We start from the raw sequence: 21,819 nt of genomic DNA, 5'->3' as shown, positions 1-21,819 counted from the left end.
TCAAAAAAGGCGCCATCAGCGCCTTTTTTTATGGTGTTATACCATCAGCTTAGAACTTGTAAGATAGGCTGAAGTATTGTGAAACACCTGATGATTTCAGACCGAAAGTACCGTCATCAATACCGTATACATTATGGTAAGCCTTTAGACCGTAACCTACTGCGTAGTGATCTGAGTGCCATACGATACCGTTGTACATTACACCGCCATTGCTTGCTGATGTGTATTCTTTCTTCATACCAAATTGGTAATCAATGTAACCTTGGTAAGAAATGAAAGTACCGTTTTCAAAGGTGTAAACAGGTTTGAACCAGTTAGTTGATACTTGGTAACCGTTCCAATCTTTAACGTTCATGTCATACAATGAGTAAACGTTAAAGCCCATTTTGCCTAACCATGGCACTTCAATATCAGAACCTAAACCAACGAAGTAGTTATTAACGCCGCCGTTGTTACCGCCCCAGTTAAATAGTGTTGCTACATAAAGTTCTTTTACTGGGCCGAAAGATAGGTCTTTACCAGTTAATGCGTCAAGAGAAATGCGAGGTGCAAATTTCATGAACATTTTATCATCTGCTGATGCTTTATCGCTGCTATCAGAGTTAGCTAGGTTAAATACATCAACATAACCATAAAGATCAAAAATTCCTGAACGACCGCCAAATTCCATTTCTAGGTAATCGTGACCTGAATGTGCATCTGCAGGGCGAGGTAATTCTTTCAGCGCGTACATTAAGTTGAATTGCATCCACTTATAATCATTTTTGTGGATGTTGTCAGAGTAATCTGCTGCATTAGCTAACGAAGGTAATGCAGTTGCTGCTAAAACGCTTAATGCTACTAGTGATTTGCGCATCTTGTTATCTCGCTCATGTTGATCTAGATGGTGGATTCTGGCCGCCCCGTTTGTTGGCGCTGATTCTAGTGCTTTATTACTCGTTTGGGAATGAAACGATTGCGCAATCCTTTACCATTTGTGATCATGATCTAATGTAATCGATTACATTAATTAAAAATGTGACATTGATCCACTGAGGAAAGATTAGAATGAACTTAAAATTGTCTTAATAGACTAACGACGCTCAATTAGAGTAGTGAGTTTTAGCAAGTCGGTGATGGAAGTTAGCGAGTTATGGCTAACTTCCGTGGCGATATGATTATCTTTAAGATGATTCGGTTGGTTTGGTAACAATATTTAGCGCCGAATTATTAGCTAAGATTCGAATTAATATTAATACCGGAACACCCATTAAAGCGGTGGTTAAGAAAAAAGCATTGTAACCAAAGTGGTCGATATAGATGCCAGAAAAACCCGCAAGAAATTTAGGAAATAATACCATTATCGAACTAAACAACGCATATTGGGTTGCTGAGAATGCGACATTGGTTAAACTTGACATAAAGGTAATAAATGCTGCTGTCGCAATACCTGCACCAAGGTTATCCGCTGAAATAACCAGTGTTAGCATTTCAAGGTTATTACCGACATAGCTAAAGACAATAAATAATAAGTTAGTAATCGCTGATAATAGTGCACCTAGCGCTAATATTTTAAGCGTACCAAATTTACTGACTAAAATACCACCCAGTCCAGCACCCGCAATCGTCATTGCTACCCCAAAGATTTTTGAGACGGAAGCGACTTCATTTTTAGTAAAGCCCATATCAACATAGAACACATTGGCCATCACCCCCATGACAATATCTGAAATGCGGTAACAACTAATTAAAAGTAATATCAAGAGGGCATTTTTACCATAACGCTGAAAGAAATCTCGAAATGGCATAATAACGGCGGTATAAAACCAAGCACTTAAATTAGCATGGTGTTTATTATAGCCTTTATCAATAAGTTGTAGTTTGTAGTCGGTTTCTATTTTATTGATGGCACTATTATCAATGATAGGTTCTTTGATAATAAACGTGGTGACAACGCCAATGAGCATCATTGCCGCCATCATAAAGTAAGCACTTTTCCAACCACTAGGATCATAGTCAGTATCTGAACCAAACCAAGCCGCAAAAGCTAATGTGCCAGCACCTGCCATGATCATCGCTAAGCGATAACCGGCTAAATAGGTTGCTGATAATGCTGCTTGCATACGCTCGGTTGCAAGTTCAATACGGAAAGCATCAATAACAATATCTTGCGTGGCAGAGGCAAAAGCGACCATGATGGCAAAAATAGCGAATTGAAATAAATCAGTTTGCGGGTTACTTAACGCCATGCCGCATAATGATAAAATAATAATAAGTTGTGAAAATAGCATCCAGCCGCGACGACGGCCAAATAAGCGTGAAAATATCGGTAATGGAAAACGATCCACTAACGGTGACCATGCCCATTTAAAACCGTAAGCTAAAGCGACCCAGCTAAAAAAACCAATACTTGTTTTACTCACATCGGCTTCACGGAGCCAAAAAGACAGAGTACCAAACACCAATAAGATCGGTAATCCTGATGAAAATCCGAGTGCTAACATGATTAAGGACTTAGAGTTAGCGTAAACGCGCCAGCCCTGAGTGTTTTGTTGAGGTGCCGCTTTATCCATATATTCCTCTGGAAATCAAGGTAACAATACTCGTCGCGAGTGTGCTGAATTCTTAAAATGTTGATCGTAAAATGAAAGCTTATCAGCTCTCAGTTTTTTACGCATTGACTTGATGATTTTCAGACAAATATTTTACTGTTTAATTCTGTCTTATTGGTTATTTATATCAATTAATAATATTAAGGGCGATTTATCGTAGCGATTTGGGGGCAAGGGCCAATATTGAGTAAATAACAACTGAGGGTTACGACCTTGTGTTGGATAAAGCTGTCTCCCATTAATTGGTAATCACTAATGCCATTTAATGTCTGAATTAAAGTCCAATAACTGGCTTCATATTGATTGGCAGGTTGTGGATTATCATGAGGGAGTATCCACCATTGTGCTAATTGATGGTTAAATACATTTTGTAGTTGAATGTAAGTAATATCACCGTGGCTGGTGGCAATCGCATTGAATGCAAGAATGGGTGCGTTATCGACAATAAACTGTTGTAAACGCCGTTCTTGTGCGGGGATTGCGGGATGATTATAAGCAAGTGTCAACATAGACATCACCTGTTATGTGAGTGATTACGCACATAACAGATGACGTAATCACATTATTTAATGACTTTCATAGCTTCAATAATAATCGGTTGCTGGGGTATATCACTCATACCTGTTTGTGGGTTAGATGTTGTCGGTATCGTTGCCATTTTTTCAACAACAGGGAAGCCTTTAATTACCTTACCAAATACAGCATAGCCTGTTCGGTTGCCTTGGGTATTTAAGAAATCATTATTTGCAAGATTGATATAAAACTGACGGGTGGCTGAGTTTGGATTTTGAGTACGAGCCATTGCAATGGTTGCCATATTATTGGGTAAACCATTATCCGCTTCATTCTTGATTGGCGGGTAGCTAGGACGCTGTTTTAACGCTTGATTAAAACCGCCACCTTGTGCCATAAAACCAGGAATGACACGATGGAAGATAGTACCGACATAACTACCATCATCAACGTAACGTAAAAAGTTTTTAGTGGTAATCGGTGCTTTTGCTTCATTTAACTCAACGGTAAAGTTACCTAAGTTAGTTGTAACAAGTACTTTTGTCGCAGCACTAACGGGTAATGCTACCAATAAGCATAAAGCTAATAAAAAACGCGACATTATATGTTCTCCGTAAGGTATTTATTTAGTTCACTGTCATTAGCGACTTCAGTGAGTACAGAATTGATGAGTTTATTCATGCTTATTGCGATATCTTTATTCGACGCAGTTAGTGCATCTTCACGACTTGAGTTGCCTGAATAGTGTTTAATAAACTGTCCATTCGGCGTATTTACCGTTAATTGCAATTGTAGCTCACTGCGCATGTTATATTCCACCAGTCCCTGTTTTATTGTGACTAGTGCTTTTTCTACGGTAACTGCCATGGTTGAGGTTGCATTGTTATTAATGCTAAAGCCTTGACCAGTAAGTTGTTGTGCTAATACGTGGCGTAATGTTAATGACAGTGGTTGTTGTGGCTGGACCACTTCTACATTTTCAGTACTGCCATTATCAATGACGGCAATATAACTATTCGGCGCTTGATCAACGCAGGTTAGATTGAGTGTTTTGTTATGTGCCCACGGTTGTGAAGTCAATACAGCGGTAGGCATTAATGCAAGGGGAGCTGGTGGTGTAGCAGCGCATGCACTTAATACCAATGTTGATACCAGGACAAAGTATTTTTTGATCATAAAGCATTCCCTTGGCTTATCAGTAAAAGTAGATAATTACTGCCGTTTAAATATCAATTTAGACGACAATAAATATTGGTTTATTTTATTGCACGTAATACAACAAATTTATCATTATGACCAATAGTATCAACTTTGGTAAAAATGCGGTTTAATTTCTCATGATATTGCAATTGACGATTACCAATGATAATTAATTCACCATTTTGACGTAATACTCGCTGGGCATCACAGAACATTTGCCAAGCAATATGATCGGTAATAGTATTATTTTGATGGAACGGTGGGTTACATAACACTAGGTCAGCACTTTGATTATTAAAGTCATCTAAGCAGTTGGCAACCATAACATTGAAGTTTTTTGTACTTGCAAGATTTAGTTGTGCATTTTCACGGCAAGAAGCAACGGCCATAAAGCTTTCATCTACACCGGTCACATTAGCATGAGGATTTAAGCGTGCTGCTTTAATACCAATCACACCATTACCACATCCAAGATCAATAATGTCTTTATATTGCGGTTTTGATGGAATGAAATCTAATAAAAATCGACCACCGATATCTAAACTATCACTTGAAAATACATTGGCATAATTAGTCATCGTTAAATCATGCTCAGGTACTGTCCAGCTCGTAGGCTGTGGCATTGGCATCGCTAGTGATTTATTGACGGTAGTGAATATCAATCGTGCTTTTTTAACCGCGAGAGAAGTTTTGGTCGTGCCTAAATATTTCTCAAACAATTTTAAGGTTGATGAGTGAATTTCTTTCGCTTTACCTGTTGTAATCACTACACAATCTTGTGGTAATAGGTGACAAAGTTGTTGTAATTGCCAGCTAAGTAGACGATTGTTTTTAGGTTGCTTAATCAATACTAGTTGTGGATTTTCGGGTAATTCAGCGAGACAATCAATAATAGTGGCTGCCGGTAAATTATTGGCATTTAAGTTATTAATAATGGCTTGCTGGGTGATAAAAGAATCCGTCACTGTAGTAACGGGTGCTTGGTTTGCAAACCAGCAACTTAATGCACCAAAATTATCATTGAGGATTAATATTGGCCGTAGAGGATCAATATCGATTGTATGACAATGATTGATCAAGTATTCATCTGCGGCATCCCATGCTTGCAGGGTTTCATTTTTGCGTACAGGGAAACGGGTTAGCGTTAACGTACGTTGGTGCAAGGTTAGCTCTGGTTTCATTAAGAATAACTTTCGAGTATGTTGGCGAAATAGTAGAGCATTTTCGCAGAACAGAGAAACGCTTGAAAGGAAATCTATCAAGTTAACACCATAATAATAAGGAATTGTTATTATTAGTGGTGAAAAACTGCTTTTTTAGTTGAGGATATTATGATTCAGCCCCAAATCGAAGCAAAGTTAAATCATAGCTTTGCACCTGTGCATCTTGACGTTCTTAATGAAAGTTATATGCACAACGTTCCTGAAGGTTCAGAAAGCCATTTCAAAGTAGTGGTAGTGAGTGCTCAATTTGAAGGTCAACGCCTTATTACCCGTCATCGTGCGGTGAATCAGTGTTTAGCCGATGAGTTAGCAAATCATATTCATGCACTTGCTATCCATACTTATACAGAATTAGAATGGCAGCAACAACTTAATGCGCCAGTATCTCCAAAATGTCATGGTGGTTCAACATTAGATAAATGATAAAGATGTTAGTATTGTAAAGTCATTAACAAAATGAATTTTTATGACGTTTTTAATAAGTTACAGTGTTGATTGTGGTTTATTATGGTTGTTGTGAAAATGTTAATTGCATAGTAAAAATAGTACTGACCATCACAGGCTTGATGATAAGTTTGTATTTATGTTGATATCCTGTGTTGTCGAGTGGTATTTTTTGCAATATTGTTAAATATACTGTCAAATTTCATATTTCATATTTATGTAAAAAGATCCCGTAAATGTGCAGTTGATCATATTTATTAGTTAACAAACCTATTGCGTCTTATTTGTTATGTGGTTTTTACACGTAATTAGAAGGATTGCCATAGAAAAAATGAGTTAATTAATGGTAGAATCGCGGGCTGAAAAATTACTCGCGCAGCAGTGTTTATAGCGAAGTAGTTAACTGGATGTTGCGATACGGAGTCGTTCAGTGATTGTTGTCACTGCCTGTTCATCGATATCAGGCCAAGGAACGTAGTATCTTAATTACGCAATATGAAAATTCTTTTTTCCCTTTAATGTAGTGCAAGTGCGTATGATTACAATAAAAAGGGGTTTGGATATCCCAATTTCCGGGACTCCTGCCCAGACGATACACGATGGTAATGCCATTTCTAAAGTCGCTTTGCTTGGCGAAGAATATGTTGGTATGCGTCCTACAATGCATACTCGCGTAGGGGATGTAGTGAAAAAAGGTCAGGTTCTTTTTGAAGATAAAAAGAATCTGGGTGTTAAATTCACTGCACCAGCTAGTGGTAAGGTAATAGAAGTTAACCGTGGCGCTAAGCGCGTTCTACAATCAGTGGTTATTGATGTAGAAGGTGATGAGCAAATTACGTTTAACAAGTATGAAGCAACACAATTAGCACAGTTAAGCCGTGCGGTTGTGGTTGATCAATTAGTTGAATCAGGTATGTGGACAGCGCTTCGTACGCGCCCGTTCAGTAAAGTACCTGCTGTTGGTTCAGAATCGAAAGCGATTTTTGTTACTGCAATGGATACCAATCCATTAGCGGCTAACCCAGAAGTTATCATTAATGAACAAGGTGAAGCGTTCATTGCTGGTTTAACTGTGCTTTCTCGTTTGACTAGTGGCAAAGTTTACGTGTGTAAATCAGGTGCAAGCCTGCCTCGTTCAACTGCAGCTAATGTTGAAGAGCACGTATTTAATGGTCCACACCCAGCAGGTTTAGCCGGCACACATATTCATATGTTGTTCGGTGCAGACGCTAAGAACATTGCATGGAACATTAATTACCAAGACGTGATTGCGTTTGGTAAGTTATTCCTTACTGGTGAAATTTTCACTGGTCGTGTAGTTGCGCTTGCAGGTCCTGTGGTTACTAATCCACGTTTAGTACGTACGCAAATCGGTGCTTCTATTTCTGACTTAACTGATTCAGAAATGATGCCTGGTCAACTGCGTGTGCTATCAGGCTCAGTACTTAATGGTGTTAAAGCTGAAGGTGTTCATGGATACCTTGGTCGTTACCACTTACAAGTTTCTGCATTACGTGAAGGCTATGAGAAAGAATTCTTAGGCTGGATTGTTCCTGGTAAAAACAAGTTTTCTGTTACTCGTGCTTTCATGAGCCAGTTCTTCCCAGGTCAGTTGTTCAACATGACAACAACGACTAACGGTAGTGAACGTGCCATGGTGCCAATTGGTAGTTACGAAAAAGTAATGCCACTTGATATTGAACCAACACTATTACTGCGCGACATTTGTGCAGGTGATATTGACAGTGCACAACAATTGGGCCTACTAGAACTAGATGAAGAAGATCTAGCACTATGTACGTTCGTGTGTCCTGGTAAATATGAGTTTGGTCCAATGATGCGTGAGTGTTTGGACAAAATTGAGAAGGAAGGGTAATTCATGGGTTTCAAGAATTTCCTCGAAGGCATCGAGCACCACTTTGAACCAGGTGGTAAGCATGAGCGTTGGTTTGCGTTGTATGAAGCGTTTGCCACTCTTATGTATACGCCAGGACAAGTGACGCGTTCATCTGCGCACGTTCGTGACAGTATTGACCTTAAACGTATCATGATCATGGTATGGTTTGCGGTATTCCCTGCGATGTTCTGGGGTATGTATAACGTGGGTGATCAAGCTATTGCTGGTCTTAACCATTTATACACAGCAGACAAACTAACAGCAGTAATTGCTGCTGACTGGCATTACTGGTTTACCCAGATGTTAGGCGGTACTCTATCAGCGACTGCTGGTTGGGGTAGCAAAATGCTACTGGGTGCGACTTACTTCTTACCTATCTACGCAGTTGTATTTGCGGTAGGTGGTTTCTGGGAAGTAATGTTCTGTATGGTACGTAAGCATGAAGTTAACGAAGGTTTCTTTGTTACTTCGATCTTATTTGCTTTGATCGTTCCGCCAACACTACCACTTTGGCAAGCCGCTTTAGGTATTACTTTTGGTGTCGTTGTCGCAAAAGAAATTTTTGGTGGTACCGGTCGTAACTTCCTTAACCCAGCACTTGCTGGTCGTGCTTTTCTATTCTTCGCATACCCAGGTCAGATTTCTGGCGACCTAGTATGGAATGCGGCGGATGGTTTTTCTGGCGCGACACCGCTAAGTCAGTGGTCTCAAGGTGGTCAAGCAGACGTAGTTAACACTATTACTGGTCAATCAATCTCTTGGATGGACGCATTCGTTGGTCATCTTCCAGGTTCAATTGGTGAAGTATCAACTCTCGCTATCCTTATTGGTGGCATATTCATTGTTGTTATGGGCATTGCTTCATGGCGTATTATCGCTGGTACATTGATCGGTATGATCGTTGTTGCAACGCTATTTAACATCATTGGTTCTGATACTAACCCAATGTTTAATATGCCTTGGCAATGGCACCTAGTTCTAGGTGGTTTTGCGTTTGGTATGATGTTTATGGCGACAGATCCAGTGTCGGCTGCGTTCACCAATAAAGCAAAATGGTGGTACGGCGCACTGATAGGTGCAATGGCTGTAATGGTACGTGTAGTTAACCCTGCATACCCAGAAGGCATGATGCTAGCGATTCTATTTGCTAACCTATTTGCACCTCTATTTGACAACCTAGTTGTTCAAGGCAACATCAAACGGAGACTGGCTCGTCATGGCAAGTAATAAGGATAGCTTCTCAAGAACGCTGATTTTTGTTGTAGTATTGAGCCTTGTGTGTTCAATCATCGTATCTACAGCAGCAGTGGTTCTACGCCCGAAACAACAAGAAAATGCCGTACTTGACGTACAACGCAATATTCTTGCTGTTGCAGGTTTATTAAATAAAGACACTAACATTCAGCAAACATATAACCAGTTTATCGAGCCTAAGCTTGTTAATATTGATACAGGTAATTATGTTGCTGAAGTTGCTGGTGAAAATGCAGCTAAATATAATCAACGTGACGCAGCGAAGAATGATAAAGAATCTATCAAACTTCCAGCAAACGAAGATTTAGCAAAGATCATTCGTCGTGCAAACGTAGCGACTGTTTATCTTGTAAAAGATGCAGCAAATCAAACTACTAAAGTAATCCTACCTATTCACGGTAACGGTTTATGGTCAATGATGTATGCATTCGTTGCTGTTGCAACTGATGGTAATACTATTGACGGCATCACTTACTACGATCAGGCGGAAACTCCTGGATTGGGTGGTGAAGTTGAAAACCCAACATGGCGTGAGCAGTTTGTTGGTAAGAAGTTGTACGATATGAACTTCAAACCTGCAATTAAGATTCTTAAAGGTGGCGCGCCTGCAGGTGGCGAGCACGGTGTTGATGGTCTTTCTGGTGCAACGCTAACAAGTAATGGCGTACAGCATACCTTCGATTTCTGGTTCGGTGCACAGGGCTTTGGTCCTTACCTTGCTAAGTTACGTGCAGGAGATCTGAATAATGGCTGATACTAAAGAAATGAAAAAGATCCTATTTGGACCTTTTATCAGCAATAACCCAATTGCATTACAAATTCTTGGTGTTTGTTCAGCATTAGCAGTAACTACTAAGCTGGAAACTGCGTTTGTAATGACAATTGCAGTGACATTAGTAACTGCATTTTCGAACTTTTTTGTATCATTAGTTCGTAATCAAATTCCAAATAGCGTTCGTATTATTGCGCAAATGGCGATTATTGCATCATTGGTAATCGTGGTTGACGAAGTATTACGTGCTTACCTTTACGATGTATCAAAGCAACTATCTGTATTCGTTGGCTTGATCATTACTAACTGTATCGTAATGGGTCGTGCGGAAGCATATGCAATGAAATCTGCACCAGTACCTGCATTTATTGATGGTATCGGTAACGGTTTAGGCTACGGTTTCGTATTGATTACTGTTGCTTTCTTCCGTGAGCTTTTAGGCTCTGGTAAGTTATTTGGTATGCAGGTATTGCCACTGGCTTCTGATGGCGGTTGGTATCACCCGAACGGTCTAATGCTATTGGCTCCTTCTGCGTTCTTCCTAATTGGTTTCATGATCTGGATTATTCGTACTTTCCGTCCAGAACAAATAGAAGCGAAGGAGTAAGAGGAATATGGAACATTATTTAAGCCTATTGGTTCGCTCGATCTTTATCGAGAACATGGCATTATCTTTCTTCTTGGGTATGTGTACTTTCTTAGCTGTTTCAAAGAAAGTTAAGACCTCTTTTGGTCTAGGTGTTGCGGTAATCGTAGTACTTACATTATCTGTACCGTTAAACAATCTTGTGTACAACTATGTACTTAAAGATGGTGCGATTTTCCCAGGTGTTGACCTTACCTTCTTGAACTTTATTACGTTCATCGGTGTTATCGCGGCATTGGTTCAGATCCTTGAAATGGTTCTTGACCGTTTTTTCCCGCCGCTATACAACGCACTAGGTATTTTCTTACCGTTGATCACAGTTAACTGTGCAATCTTCGGTGGTGTATCTTTCATGGTGCAGCGTGATTACAACTTCACAGAATCAATTGTCTATGGCTTCGGCTCTGGTGTTGGTTGGATGTTGGCAATTGTTGCGCTTGCGGGTATCCGTGAGAAGATGAAATACTCAGATGTACCAGCTGGTCTTCGTGGTTTAGGTATTACTTTTATCACTGTTGGTCTTATGGCGTTAGGCTTTATGTCTTTCTCTGGCGTACAGCTGTAATCAGGATAAGGAAGGAATAGTCAATGGATATTATTCTTGGCGTAGGCATGTTTACCTTGATTATCCTGGCTCTAGTTTTAGTGATTTTATTCGCTAAATCTAAGCTAGTACCATCAGGTGACATTACTATCTCAGTAAACGGCGATCCAGAAAAAGCGATCACCACAAGTGCGGGCGGTAAATTACTGACAGCACTTTCTGCTAACGGTATTTTTGTATCATCAGCATGTGGTGGCGGTGGCTCTTGTGGTCAGTGTCGTGTAAAAATCAAATCTGGCGGTGGTGATATTCTACCAACAGAACTTGATCATATTTCTAAAGGTGAAGCACGTGAAGGCGAACGTCTAGCGTGTCAGGTTAACGTTAAATCTGACATGGAAATCGTGCTTCCAGAAGAAATTTTTGGTGTGAAGAAGTGGGAATGTTCAGTTATCTCTAACGATAACAAAGCAACCTTCATTAAAGAGCTTAAGCTTCAAATTCCAGATGGCGAAACAGTACCTTTCCGTGCTGGTGGTTACATTCAGATTGAAGCGCCTGCTCACCACATTCAATACTCAGACTTTGATGTACCAGAAGAGTATCGTGGCGATTGGGATAAGTTTAACTTGTTCCGCTACGAGTCTAAGGTTGATGAAGATATCATCCGTGCTTACTCAATGGCTAACTACCCAGAAGAGTTTGGTATTATTTTGCTAAACGTGCGTATTGCTACGCCGCCGCCAAATAATCCTAATGTCGCTCCTGGTCAAATGTCATCATTCATCTGGTCACTTAAAGAAGGTGACAAGTGTACTATTTCTGGTCCTTTTGGCGAGTTCTTCGCTAAAGATACTGAAAATGAAATGGTATTCATCGGTGGTGGTGCAGGTATGGCGCCAATGCGTTCTCATATCTTCGATCAACTTAAGCGTCTACACTCTAAGCGTAAGATGTCTTACTGGTATGGTGCACGTTCTAAGCGTGAAATGTTCTATGAAGAAGATTTTGACTCATTAGCAGCTGAAAATCCTAACTTTGTATGGCATTGTGCGTTGTCTGATCCACAGCCTGAAGATAACTGGGATGGCTACACTGGCTTTATTCACAACGTTCTTTATGAAAACTACTTACGTGATCATGAAGCACCTGAAGATTGTGAGTACTACATGTGTGGTCCACCAATGATGAACGCTGCTGTTATCAGCATGCTGAAAGATCTTGGTGTTGAAGATGAAAACATTCTATTGGATGATTTCGGTGGCTAATTACTAGCCCTTCGCCTTGAAAAAAGGCTGGCCTATTAAGGTCAGCCTTTTTCATTATTAATGAATAGTAATGTTATTTTTATTGTGGTTATTATCAGTTAGTGACGACTAACTATGGTCGCTAGAGTAAAAATTACCTTTTATTTCATTGGAGTAGTTGAATGAAAATGTTCCTTATTCGGGCTGTAGTTGTGGTTACAGCATTGTTAGCGCTTGCCGGCTGTGGTGATCAGCGTCAGCAAATCACTATTAATGGCTCGACAATGGGAACCTATTATTCAATTAAAATAATTAATCAAGATGGTTTACCAACAACGAAAGTGATCCAACAAGAGATTGATCGTCGTTTAGAGTTGGTTAATGATCAAATGTCGACCTATCGTCCACAATCTGAATTAAGCCTATTTAATCAATCACCAGCGAATAAACCTTTTCCAGTCTCAGCAGCGACAGCAAAAGTAATCACTGAAGCATTACGTATCTCTAACGTTAGTCATGGTGCTTATGATGTCACTGTTGGGCCTGTGGTTAATTTATGGAGCTTTGGTCCTGAAGCGCGTCCAGAATCAATTCCAACTGATAAAGATGTGACTACTCGTCTTTCTGAAGTGGGTTATCAGCATCTGCAAGTGTTAGCGGGTAATCAATTAGTAAAAGACGAAGCTAAGCTTTATGTTGATTTATCTTCAATTGCGAAAGGCTATGGGGTTGACGTTGTTGCTGATTATCTAAAAGATGACTTACACGTTAAAAATTTCATGGTCGATGTTGGTGGTGAATTACGCTTGCAAGGTAAAAATCAAGCCAATGTTTTATGGCGGATTGCAGTTGAAAAACCAGTAGAGAATGAGCGTGCAGTGCAAGAAATTCTGCAAGTGGGCAATATGGCGATTGCAACATCAGGTGATTACCGTAATTACTTTGATGAGAATGGTGTACGCTACTCACACTTGATTAACCCTAAAACGGGTCGTCCGATTGATAATCATGTCGTGTCTGTAACCGTTATTGCATCATCATGCATGACGGCTGATGCTTATGCGACAACCTTCTCGGTAATGGGAGAGGATGAATCAATTGCGCTTGCAAACCAAGAAAATATTCCAGTCATGTTGATTGTAAAGACCAAAGATGGCTTTATTGAATACAAATCAAAGACTTTTGAGCAATACGTAGATAAAAAATAATAGAGGCGTCCATGGCAATTTATTTAGTAACATTTGCTGCTTTTCTACTGGTTATTATTGCAATGGCAGTAGGCTATATTTTTCAACGTAAATCTGTTAGTGGCAGTTGTGGTGGCTTAGACGGGATTGGGATCGCGAAAGAATGTGATTGCCCAGAACCGTGCGATGCGCGTAAAAAGCGTGAAGCCCGCGCAGAACGTCAAGCTGAATGGAAGAAAAATCAGATTATTTAACTGATTTAAATATTAATATGTAAGTCATTACTTACGTTAAAGCCTAGGTTAGACAAAGACTTTGTCATATCTAGGTTTTTTTATATGTGTTATTTAAGCTAAGATTAAAGTGATGGATATTTAAGTTGAGATACTCTAACTCGCGTCATTAGTGGCTATCTTCAATCCAAATAGATCATTGCTATATTGACAGTGATTAAGTAAATTAGCGTATAACAACTGTATATAAAAACAGTTATTTGCTGTGTTCATTGATGAGTATTTACTGTGACCAATCCATTGCCAATCCAACGTAAAATTATCCATGTTGATATGGATTGTTTTTATGCGGCTGTTGAAATGCGCGATAACCCTGCCTTACGTGATATTCCTATTGCTATTGGTGGTCGCTCTGAACAACGTGGCGTAGTGAGTACTTGTAATTATTTAGCGCGTAAATATGGTATTCATTCTGCAATGCCAACCGCACAAGCGATGAAACTGTGTCCACATTTAACGTTAGTGCATGGGCGAATGGAAGTGTATCGTCAGGTTTCTCAACAAATACGGGCTATCTTTGCTCGTTATACCGATAAAATTGAGCCATTGTCATTAGATGAAGCGTATTTAGATGTCAGTGATTGCGAGATGCTTCATGGTTCTGCAACCTTGATTGCACTACATATTCGCCAAACGATTGAGCAAGAACTGCGATTAACCGCATCTGCTGGGATTGCTCCGGTTAAATTTATAGCAAAAGTCGCCTCTGATCTTAATAAGCCTAATGGTCAATATGTCGTTACTCCTGATCAAGTGGATGATTTTGTCGCCGAGCTTAAACTGGAGAAAATTCCAGGGGTAGGGAAAGTCACTATTCAGAAACTGCATCAGCAAGGGTTATATGTTGGTCGTGACGTGCAAAATTATGCTCAACAGCAGTTATTGCAACAGTTCGGTAAGTTTGGGCAATCATTATGGTTACGCGCTCATGGTATTGATGAACGAGAAGTGATTGTGGAGCGCCAGCGTAAATCGGTTGGAGTTGAACGTACGTTTAATAAAAATATTAGTAGTTTTGATGAATGTTGGCAGGTAATTGAGCTTCTACATGTAGAGCTTGAACAGCGGTTACGAAAAGTACGACCACAACTGAATATTGCAAAACAAGGGATAAAACTAAAATTTGCAGATTTTCAGCAAACAACGGTAGAGCATAGTTGTCCTAAACTCGATAAACAGCAATTTGTGACATTATTAACAGAAGCACTGACTCGTCAACAAGGACGAGAAATTCGTTTAATTGGATTAAGTGTTGGTTTAGAGCAAGGATTAAAGGCTCAACAATTATCGTTTGGTTTTTGATTGTCTGGATGATCATATTGAATAATAAAAAACGGGCGCAGGGCCCGTTTTTGAACTGGTTGTCAAATTAGCTATTCGTGTTATTTTTTAACAGGAATATTTTTTAGAATCGCTAGCATTTGATCCCAGAACATTTGTACGGTATCAATTTTCACTTTCTCATCAGGAGAGTGAGGGAATTTGATTGTTGGACCAAATGACAACATGTCCATTTCTGGGTAAGGTTCTTTAAATAGACCACACTCAAGACCTGCGTGGATCACCATAATATTCGGCTTATTGCCGTACATTTGTTGGTAGGTATCACGGAATACTTGCATGATTTCAGAATCAGCATCAGGTTTCCAACCAGGGTATGCACCAGATACGTCACATTGTGCGCCAGTAAGTGCCGCTAATGATTGCAACATACCTTCAACGTAGCTACGACCTGAGTCGATCAATGAACGGATCAGACATAAGATCGTTACATTATTTGCTTCGGTAGTGATCACACCCATATTTAATGATGTTTCTACTACTCCTTCAATATCATCGCTCATGCGAATAACACCGTTAGGACAAACATTTAGCGTATGGATTAAACGTGTTTGATCAGCGAGTACCATAACATCGTTAGGCTGTGCACATACTTCGGTAAATAGTGTAATGTCAGTTTCAACATGGCCTAACTCAACACTAACGATTTGTTGGTATTCTGCAAATAATGCATTAAGTTTATCGATGTTTGCTGTTGGTAAGGTCGCAATTACCGTTGCTTCACGAGGTAGGGCATTTCGTAGGCTACCGCCAGTGAAGTTATTGATACGTAGATCAAGCTCATTAGCATGACCGACTAAGAAACGCGCCATTATTTTATTAGCGTTGCCTCGACCTGTGTGAATATCACAGCCAGAGTGACCACCTTTTAAGCCTTTAACGACTAATTTAATTGCTTGATGTTCAGCAGGAATAGCTTCACGTTGAATATCAATGGTTAACGCGACATCAACACCGCCTGCGCAACCCATGTAAATTTCGCCTTCTTGCTCAGAGTCAGTATTCAATAGAATATCGCCTTCAAGCCAGCCAGCTTCCAAGCCAAAAGCACCTGTCATGCCAGTTTCTTCATCGATGGTTAATAATATTTCTAATGGACCATGTTCGATGTCTTTAGCCGCTAGAATTGCAAGACAGGTTGCCATGCCCATGCCATTATCTGCACCTAGTGTTGTACCTGTCGCTGTTACCCATTCACCATCAATAAAGGGCAGAATTGGATCTTGAGTAAAGTCATGTACGGTGTCTTCATTTTTTTGTGGCACCATATCAATGTGTGCTTGAAGTACGACACCTTTACGGTTTTCCATGCCAGCAGTCGCTGGTTTTTTAATAATAACGTTACCTGTATTATCGCGACGAACATCTAACCCTTCAGCTTGTGCGAACGATACAATGTATTGTGCTAGTTGCTCTTCATATTTAGAAGGGTGAGGGATTGAACAAATCTGATCAAAGAAATGCCAAACAGCTTTTGGTGATAGTTGAGTAATTTCAGACACGGTAGCCTTCCTTTTTATATACGAGATTGGGCTAGTGTCATTTTGTAGGGTGTTAGCCGTAAAATGACAAATAGATAACGAATATTTTTATCGCTTTGGTTTTAGCATATCATTCTGTCTTTAGGGGGGATAGCGCAAATAATAAAATCTTATAGCACTGATTTCTGCGATTATTACGTTACTGCTAATGCCATACGCGGCTATTACTATGGTCATGCATTGTATGTAATTAAATATGCTAAAAACATGTAAAGCGGATAGATTGAAAAATAATCAAAAAATAATGTAATAAATTTACAGTAAAAGCCATTTCTCAAGCATTAAAGGTGAAAAGTGTGATCTGGTTAAAAAAAACGTTGTAAATTTATATCATTTTGGCTATAGTTTGATCAGGCCATTTTAGTGGCATAATAATTAACACGATACGTTCAGGATGAACCCGAGATATCGCCTCCAAGGAACCGAGAATAAGTGAGCCATAACGGCAACCCACCATCTATTACGTTGGTGAGCTTATGATAAAGGTGATTTAAATGAAAATATTTTCTTCGATGACACATTTTTGGAATAACCGCGCTATTTATACGAGTAATTTCCATTACCCAGCGCCTTACCGTTATTAATTAGATTTTATTGTTTTGTTGCTTTTAACAAGACAAATGCAAGTTTGTTCGTCCCCTTATATTAAGAATATCTCGATAATGCTATCCAGTTATCTATAACATTCTGCCGCCACTTCTATTTGAAGTGGCGTTTTTTTTAGCTGCTTTTATATTGTCTTCATTTCTTTGCTTTAGTTATCGGTATTTATTAACACGTATTTAATACTTACAAAAAGTAAATGTTCAAAAATCAACCATACCTATTATGTTGTTAATATCATGATAAATAAGCTTAATATGATTATTTATTCGGTAGTGTTTATCGTGTGAGTTATTGTTTTACACTTTTCGGCGATAAAATCTGGAAATTGCGTGATCGCATGATTATAATCAGCTCCGAAATGGATTGCGCAATCGTTTTCTATTTGTTGGCGTTGTTTGTTACTTTATTGTATCTCTCTAAGGAACCGAGAAGCATGCTAGAAAAGTTATTTAAACTCACTGAACATGGAACGACCGTACGCACTGAAATTATGGCAGGTGTAACTACCTTCCTGACAATGGCTTATATTATCTTTGTCAACCCCACTATGTTAGCCAGTACAGGAATGGATCAAGGTGCAGTGTTTGTTGCAACTTGTTTAGCGGCAATGATTGGTTGTTTTGTGATGGGTTTTTATGCTAACTATCCAGTAGCACAAGCGCCAGGTATGGGTCTTAATGCATTTTTTACTTATACCGTAGTATTAGGTATGGGACATACTTGGCAAGTAGCGTTAGCGGCGGTATTTTTATCCGGCCTCTGCTTTATTGCTCTGAGTGTTATGCGAGTACGTGAATGGATTATTAATGCGATCCCCCATTCATTACGTATTGGTATTTCTGCTGGTATTGGTTTGTTTTTAGCGTTTATTGCACTACAAACATCAGGCATTGTGGTTGCAAGTCCTGCGACGTTAGTCACCGCGGGTGATTTAACCAGTTTTCCTGCAATAATGGCGGCTTTAGGTTTTTTCTTAACGATTTCTTTAGTACAACGTGGTTTTAAAGCGGCAGTATTAATTGCGATTTTAGTTGTAACAACAATCAGTATTATTGTCGGTGAAGTTGATTACAACGGTATTATGTCAATGCCACCCAGTATTGCTCCTACCTTTATGCAGCTTGATTTTTCAGGTGCTATGGAAGTGGGTTTAATTTCAATTGTATTTGCTTTTTTGTTTGTTGATTTGTTTGATACGGCAGGGACATTAGTCGGTGTCGCGACGAAAGCTAATTTGATTGGTGAAGACGGTAAATTACCGCGTTTAAATCGTGCTTTATTAGCTGACAGTACAGCCACTTCTATTGGTGCATTACTAGGTACGTCAAATACGACATCTTTTGTTGAGAGTGTGTCGGGTGTCGCAGTTGGTGGTCGTACAGGCCTAACCGCGGTTACTGTTGGCGTGTTATTCTTATTAGCGTTATTTTTTGCACCGTTGGCTGGAATGGTACCTGCGTATGCAACGGCGGGAGCGTTATTTTATGTCGCTATTTTGATGATGTCAGGCTTGGTATCGATTGATTGGCGAGATTTAACGGAAGCGGCTCCTGTAGTTGTTGTGTGTTTATTAATGCCTTTAACCTACTCAATTGCAGAAGGTATTGGTCTTGGTTTCATTACGTTTGCGGTCGTGAAAGCATTGAGTGGCAAGGGACGTGACGTTAATATCAGTGTTTGGGCTATTTCAGCGTTGTTTCTTGCGAAGATCATTTTCTTATAAGCGTGAAATTTTTCATGCTTACATAAATTTATGCGGTTTTAAATCGCTGTTTCAGAGGTTGTTTTACTATGAGTAATAAATTCGTCATCACTTGGGATAACATGCAAATGTACACGCGCCAGTTAGCAGAAAAATTGCTACCGGCTGAGCAGTGGACAGGTATTATTGCAGTTAGCCGTGGCGGTTTAGTGCCAGCTGCTATTTTGGCGCGCGAATTAGGTCTTCGTCATGTTGATACGGTATGTATCGCAAGCTATGATCATGATCATCAACGTGATATGAAAGTGATCAAGAAAGCAGACGGTGATGGTGAAGGTTTTATCGTTGTTGATGATCTTGTTGATACTGGCGGTACAGCTGAAAAGATTCGTGAAATGTACCCTCGTGCTAAATTTGTAACGGTATGTGCTAAACCTGCAGGCCAGCATTTAGTTGATGATTTTGTTGTTAGCATTCCGCAAGATACATGGATTGAACAACCTTGGGATATGGCGGTTACTTTCGTTGATCCTATTGCTAAAAAGTAATTAACTTATCTAAATGCAGATCAATTAATACAATAGTATTGTAATGATAATCGCAGTTGGAAACTAAGTTTTATTGAAGACGCCACGTTGTTGGCGTCTTTTTTTATGGTTTTTAGTTATTGACTACGGTTTAGGTATATTATCTAAGTCTATTAATAAAAGTGATATATACGTTGGAGGAAGCCATGTCGGAACCATTAAAACAAAATTTATCAGAGAAGCTATTTGCTCCACGTCAAACCAGTAAAGAGACATCGAATATTGTTAAAATTGCACATGTCCGTCGTGGTGATGTAAACAATGCACTTGATGGTGAAAGTCAGCTTGGATGGTATCGTGTATTACGTCGACCACAATGGATTTGGCAAGGTGTTGATCCGATTGAACAAGAAGCTATTTTAGCGCGGATTGCAGGCTCAACGTCACCACGTACAAGTGATCACTTATTAGATACTGTTATTGGTTATCGCCCTGGCAACTGGACTTATGAATGGTCACAGCTTGCTTCAAATTATCAGCAATTAGCCCGTACGGCAGTTAATAATGGCGATAAATTAGCCGCATCAGAGTTATTATTTAAAGCTAGCACTCACTACAGTATTGCCGCATATCCTTATATAAAAGGTGATCAGTTGGCTGATCAAGCGGAATTACAAGCTAATCAAAGTTATCGTGAAGCGATTGAATTACGCCCACATGATATGCGTAAAATTGATGTTAAATATGAAAATAAGACCTTTGAGGCATTCATTCATTTACCGCGCACTGATAAGCTTTTACCAACGGTAATTGTCAGTGGTGGTTTAGCAACATTACAAAGTGATTTGTGGCGTTTATATGCCGATTATTTAGGTCCTGCTGGATATGCGATGGTCACACTTGATATGCCATCGGTAGGTCACAGTGATCGTTGGAATTTAACGGAAGATACTAGCCGTTTACACCAAGCACTATTACAACAAATTCGTGATGTGCCATGGGTCGATAATCGTAATGTTGCGATGCTTGGGTTACGTATGGGTGGCAATGCCGCGATTCGACTTGGTTTTATGGAGCCTACACGCTTAAAAACCTGTGTCAGTATTGGTGGTGCGATCAATAGCTTTCTTACTCAGCCAAAGTTATTAGATAAAATCCCTCGAATGTATTTGGATGTATTGGCATCTCGCATGGGTAAAAACGGTCAAGCAGAAGCGAGTATTAAATCACATTTACCTGCGTGGTCATTAAAAAATCAGGGTATTTTAGGTCGTCGTCGAGTTGATATTCCAATGTTAGGTATTGGCTTAAAAAATGATCCTGTTTGCCCTGAAATAGATAATCAACTGATTGCATTATCAAGTTATGGTGGTAAGGCGATGACATTACCAGAAAAACCTATCTATGATGGCTATCACCGAGTGATGACTGAAGTGGTTGAATGGCTTGATGACAAAATGAAGTAACTGTCGCAGCGAGATAGGATTGTGAATAATAACGGAATCGTATTAATACGGTTCCGTTTTTTTATCTACTATATTGTCATGATATTGTTATCAAATTTGGTATGTTTGGTTTGTTATTTTGTTAAATGTTATCCATACTATAGTCAATTGTTATTGTACTAAGCGTGTTTTTAAATACGTTATGGATAATGAAAGGTAGTAAGTATTACTTGCGTATCAAATACCACTGACTATGGATGGACAATATAATGACTATAGCAACAAGCTTTCCACCACATGGACGTTTAATGTCTAAATTGACCGCAATTGGTCCTTATCTTCGAGAGAAAAAATCACAACCACAACGGTTCTTTTTTGATTGTTTAGCCAGTTGTATCAATGCGGATAAAGAGCCAGAGCTGCGTGAGTTTTGGGGCTGGTGGTTAGTGATGACAGCAACCGATACTGGTTATGAATATAAGTATGATTTTGGTCGCTTTAATGTTTCAGGTGAGTGGGCAACGGGTAAATTACCCGCTAAACATAAAGCGGCGGTCTTAAAATCGTTAGTCGATTTCTACGCTAAATTAACACCATTTATTATTGATGGCTGTGACTTAACGTTGGTGCCTACTGTAACGTTAACTCAAACACCGTTGACTGAATTATCTATTAAGTAAATTTGATTACTATTAAGTGTAAATATTATTACCACTGGCGACATTGAATGGTGTTGTTATGAAAAGATAATAAATAAGTATGAATATTGTCGCTAGGTGGTGCAATGATTATTAATTGAGTGTGTTTATGCTTAAACAACCTCCTAAAGCCCGTTAATATTGGTTT

Annotated in this window: 21 protein-coding genes; 14 read left to right on the top strand and 7 right to left on the bottom strand. The window is 39.4% G+C overall.

The window, feature by feature from the left end:
- Positions 1-49: 49 nt before the first annotated feature.
- The 6 genes from CIK00_RS02555 to CIK00_RS02530 form a co-directional block, all read right to left on the bottom strand.
- On the bottom strand, positions 50-856 hold the full coding sequence (locus tag CIK00_RS02555) for a nucleoside-specific channel-forming Tsx family protein (protein ID WP_101767348.1): 807 nt from the start codon (positions 854-856) through the stop codon (positions 50-52).
- Positions 857-1,163: 307 nt separating this feature from the next.
- Positions 1,164-2,552, bottom strand: a complete 1,389-nt coding sequence (locus CIK00_RS02550; RefSeq protein ID WP_101767347.1) for an AmpG family muropeptide MFS transporter — start codon at positions 2,550-2,552, stop codon at positions 1,164-1,166.
- Positions 2,553-2,731: 179 nt separating this feature from the next.
- Entirely contained in the window at positions 2,732-3,100 is a 369-nt protein-coding gene (locus tag CIK00_RS02545) for a hypothetical protein (RefSeq protein ID WP_101767346.1), read from the bottom strand.
- A 53-nt stretch (positions 3,101-3,153) separates the two neighbouring features.
- Positions 3,154-3,705, bottom strand: coding sequence for a peptidylprolyl isomerase (locus CIK00_RS02540; RefSeq protein WP_101767345.1), 552 nt, complete (start codon positions 3,703-3,705; stop codon positions 3,154-3,156).
- Complete coding sequence (locus CIK00_RS02535) at positions 3,705-4,280, bottom strand: YajG family lipoprotein (RefSeq protein ID WP_101767344.1); 576 nt, start codon at positions 4,278-4,280, stop codon at positions 3,705-3,707. The genes CIK00_RS02540 and CIK00_RS02535 overlap by 1 nt, the downstream gene beginning before the upstream one ends.
- Before the next feature lie 80 nt (positions 4,281-4,360).
- A complete protein-coding gene (locus tag CIK00_RS02530; RefSeq protein WP_101767343.1) occupies positions 4,361-5,485 on the bottom strand; it encodes a methyltransferase in 1,125 nt (374 codons plus the stop codon).
- Between the two features lie 150 nt (positions 5,486-5,635).
- On the opposite strand from CIK00_RS02530, the gene CIK00_RS02525 reads away from it, so the two are divergent.
- From CIK00_RS02525 to dinB, 10 genes are all read left to right on the top strand, one after another.
- Positions 5,636-5,950, top strand: a complete 315-nt coding sequence (locus tag CIK00_RS02525) for a BolA/IbaG family iron-sulfur metabolism protein (protein WP_101767342.1) — start codon at positions 5,636-5,638, stop codon at positions 5,948-5,950.
- Positions 5,951-6,506: 556 nt separating this feature from the next.
- The gene (locus CIK00_RS21425) at positions 6,507-7,847 is read left to right on the top strand and encodes a Na(+)-translocating NADH-quinone reductase subunit A (protein WP_193435447.1); all 1,341 of its coding nucleotides are present in this window, start codon (positions 6,507-6,509) and stop codon (positions 7,845-7,847) included.
- Positions 7,848-7,850: 3 nt separating this feature from the next.
- A complete protein-coding gene (locus CIK00_RS21420) occupies positions 7,851-9,095 on the top strand; it encodes an NADH:ubiquinone reductase (Na(+)-transporting) subunit B (protein WP_193435446.1) in 1,245 nt (414 codons plus the stop codon).
- On the top strand, positions 9,085-9,876 hold the full coding sequence (locus CIK00_RS02515; RefSeq protein WP_101767341.1) for a Na(+)-translocating NADH-quinone reductase subunit C: 792 nt from the start codon (positions 9,085-9,087) through the stop codon (positions 9,874-9,876). The genes CIK00_RS21420 and CIK00_RS02515 overlap by 11 nt, the downstream gene beginning before the upstream one ends.
- Positions 9,869-10,501, top strand: a complete 633-nt coding sequence (locus CIK00_RS02510) for an NADH:ubiquinone reductase (Na(+)-transporting) subunit D (RefSeq protein WP_036795778.1) — start codon at positions 9,869-9,871, stop codon at positions 10,499-10,501. The genes CIK00_RS02515 and CIK00_RS02510 overlap by 8 nt, the downstream gene beginning before the upstream one ends.
- 7 nt (positions 10,502-10,508) lie before the next feature.
- Positions 10,509-11,105, top strand: coding sequence for an NADH:ubiquinone reductase (Na(+)-transporting) subunit E (gene nqrE / locus CIK00_RS02505; RefSeq protein ID WP_045037580.1), 597 nt, complete (start codon positions 10,509-10,511; stop codon positions 11,103-11,105).
- A gap of 23 nt (positions 11,106-11,128) precedes the next feature.
- Positions 11,129-12,352, top strand: a complete 1,224-nt coding sequence (nqrF, locus tag CIK00_RS02500; protein WP_101767340.1) for an NADH:ubiquinone reductase (Na(+)-transporting) subunit F — start codon at positions 11,129-11,131, stop codon at positions 12,350-12,352.
- Between the two features lie 161 nt (positions 12,353-12,513).
- Positions 12,514-13,539 (top strand): FAD:protein FMN transferase, encoded by a 1,026-nt coding sequence (locus CIK00_RS02495; RefSeq protein WP_101767339.1) that lies wholly within the window; start codon positions 12,514-12,516, stop codon positions 13,537-13,539.
- 11 nt (positions 13,540-13,550) lie between these two features.
- Positions 13,551-13,772, top strand: coding sequence for a (Na+)-NQR maturation NqrM (nqrM, locus tag CIK00_RS02490; protein ID WP_101767338.1), 222 nt, complete (start codon positions 13,551-13,553; stop codon positions 13,770-13,772).
- Between the two features lie 267 nt (positions 13,773-14,039).
- Complete coding sequence (dinB, locus tag CIK00_RS02485) at positions 14,040-15,113, top strand: DNA polymerase IV (RefSeq protein ID WP_101767337.1); 1,074 nt, start codon at positions 14,040-14,042, stop codon at positions 15,111-15,113.
- A gap of 80 nt (positions 15,114-15,193) precedes the next feature.
- Here dinB and CIK00_RS02480 read toward each other — a convergent pair whose 3' ends face one another.
- Positions 15,194-16,654: an aminoacyl-histidine dipeptidase gene (locus tag CIK00_RS02480; protein WP_101767336.1), complete on the bottom strand. Its 1,461-nt coding sequence runs from the start codon at positions 16,652-16,654 to the stop codon at positions 15,194-15,196.
- A 1,078-nt stretch (positions 16,655-17,732) separates the two neighbouring features.
- Between CIK00_RS02480 and CIK00_RS02475 the strand changes: the two genes are divergently transcribed.
- From CIK00_RS02475 to crl, 4 genes are all read left to right on the top strand, one after another.
- The gene (locus CIK00_RS02475; RefSeq protein ID WP_101767335.1) at positions 17,733-19,022 is read left to right on the top strand and encodes an NCS2 family permease; all 1,290 of its coding nucleotides are present in this window, start codon (positions 17,733-17,735) and stop codon (positions 19,020-19,022) included.
- 68 nt (positions 19,023-19,090) lie between these two features.
- Positions 19,091-19,549 carry a xanthine phosphoribosyltransferase gene (gene gpt, locus CIK00_RS02470; RefSeq protein WP_101767334.1) on the top strand — a complete coding sequence of 153 codons (459 nt, stop codon included), beginning with the start codon at positions 19,091-19,093 and terminating at the stop codon, positions 19,547-19,549.
- A 185-nt stretch (positions 19,550-19,734) separates the two neighbouring features.
- Positions 19,735-20,994: an esterase FrsA gene (gene frsA, locus CIK00_RS02465; RefSeq protein WP_101767333.1), complete on the top strand. Its 1,260-nt coding sequence runs from the start codon at positions 19,735-19,737 to the stop codon at positions 20,992-20,994.
- A gap of 248 nt (positions 20,995-21,242) precedes the next feature.
- On the top strand, positions 21,243-21,653 hold the full coding sequence (gene crl / locus CIK00_RS02460) for a sigma factor-binding protein Crl (protein WP_101767332.1): 411 nt from the start codon (positions 21,243-21,245) through the stop codon (positions 21,651-21,653).
- Positions 21,654-21,819 lie beyond the last annotated feature (166 nt).

This window comes from Photobacterium carnosum, assembly GCF_002849605.1.
Taxonomy (GTDB): Bacteria; Pseudomonadota; Gammaproteobacteria; order Enterobacterales; family Vibrionaceae; genus Photobacterium; species Photobacterium carnosum.
This window is presented reverse-complemented; position numbering and strand designations above follow the sequence as displayed.